Source organism: Actinomadura darangshiensis (genome assembly GCF_004349235.1).
In the GTDB taxonomy this organism is placed as follows: Bacteria; Actinomycetota; Actinomycetes; order Streptosporangiales; family Streptosporangiaceae; genus Spirillospora; species Spirillospora darangshiensis.
Genome location: NZ_SMKY01000616.1, coordinates 1 through 1538 on the forward strand (window position 1 = coordinate 1; position 1538 = coordinate 1538).

The 1538-nt window shown below is 70.3% G+C and carries 2 protein-coding genes; both read right to left on the minus strand.

What is annotated here, in order from left to right; genetic code table 11:
* Positions 1 to 120 precede the first annotated feature (120 nt).
* Positions 121 to 537 (minus strand): aspartate 1-decarboxylase, encoded by a 417-nt coding sequence (gene panD, locus E1293_RS46925; RefSeq protein WP_132206608.1) that lies wholly within the window; start codon positions 535 to 537, stop codon positions 121 to 123.
* Entirely contained in the window at positions 537 to 1391 is an 855-nt protein-coding gene (gene panC / locus E1293_RS46930) for a pantoate--beta-alanine ligase (RefSeq protein WP_132206610.1), read from the minus strand. The genes panD and panC overlap by 1 nt, the downstream gene beginning before the upstream one ends.
* Positions 1392 to 1538: the final 147 nt, after the last annotated feature.

Genomic DNA, 1538 nt, shown 5'->3' on the forward strand with positions numbered 1-1538 from the left:
CGTGTCCGGTGAGCGCACACGAGCACCTCCCGGCCAGATCGACAGATCCGGTTGAGGACCCTTGGTCAGTCAGTCGGTGGGTCAGACCCCGCCGGGAGGTGCTCACCTACATCCTCACTGTCAGTCGTGGACCAGGTCGCCTCGGGCGGTGAGGGTGCCGGGGACGGGTTCGGCGGGGTCGGAGCCCAGCGAGATGATCTTGTTGGAGCGGTCGACGTGGACGACGGCGGGGGTGAACTCGCGGGCCTCGGCGTCGGTCATCTGCGCGTAGCTGATGATGATGACCAGGTCGCCGGGCTGGACGAGGCGGGCGGCGGCGCCGTTGATGCCGATGACGCCGGAGCCGCGCTCGCCGGCGATCAGGTAGGTCTCCAGGCGGGCGCCGTTGTCGATGTCCACGATCGAGACCTGCTCGCCGGGGAGGAGGTCGGCGGCGTCCATCAGGTCCTGGTCGATGGTCAGCGAGCCGACGTAGTGCAGGTCCGCCTGGGTCACCGTGGCGCGGTGGATCTTCGACTTGAACATCGTCCGGAACATCAGTGCTCCTTGCCGAGCTGGAGGTGAACGTTGTCGATGAGGTGCGTGGCGCCGACGCGGGCGGCGACGGCGAGGACGGCCTGGCCGGGGCCTGCGACCGGGGCGAAGGTCGCCGGGTCGACGAGGACCAGGTAGTCGAGGGCGAGGGGCGGATCGGCGGTCTCGGCCTTGTCCAGGACGGTGCGCGCGGCGGCGGTCACGGCGTCCGGCCCCTCGGCGGCGGCGTCCGCTCCGGCCCGGAGGGCGCGCGAGAGGGCGAGGCCGGTCCGGCGCTCGGGCACGGAGAGGTAGCGGTTGCGGCTGGAGAGGGCCAGGCCGTCCGGTTCGCGGACGGTCGGGCCGCCGTCGACCCGCACGGGCACGTTCAGGTCCGCGACCATGCGGCGGATCATCGCGAGCTGCTGCGCGTCCTTCTCCCCGAAGATCGCCACGTCGGGGCGGACGAGGTTCAGCAGCTTCAGCACGACCGTGAGCATCCCGTCGAAGTGGCCGGGCCGGGCCGCGCCCTCGACGACCTCGCCCATCGGGCCCGACTGCACCGTGACCTGCGGCTCGTCCGGGTACATGACCTCGCGGGAGGGCGCGAAGACGAGGTCGACGCCCTCCGCGGCGCACGCCTCGATGTCGGTCGGGAACGTCCGCGGGTAGCGGTCGAAGTCCTCGCCGGGCCCGAACTGGAGCGGGTTGACGAAGATGCTGACGGCAACGGTGCCGGCGCTGCGCCGGGCCTGCCGCATGAGGGACAGGTGCCCCTCGTGCAGCGCGCCCATGGTCGGGACGAGCGCGAGCGTGCCCTCTACCTGCGACCGGGCCGCGGCCAGCTCTTCCCTGGTCCGCACGATGACCGGTGTCACGACGTGTCCGTTCCCTTTCTGGATGCTCTTATGGATGTCAAGCCGCGGGCTCAAGATCGCTTGGTGCGGTGATGATCTGGTAGAGCTCTCGGGCGATGTAGCGCTTGAGACAGCGGATGATCTCTTTCTTGGACATGCCTTCCTTGG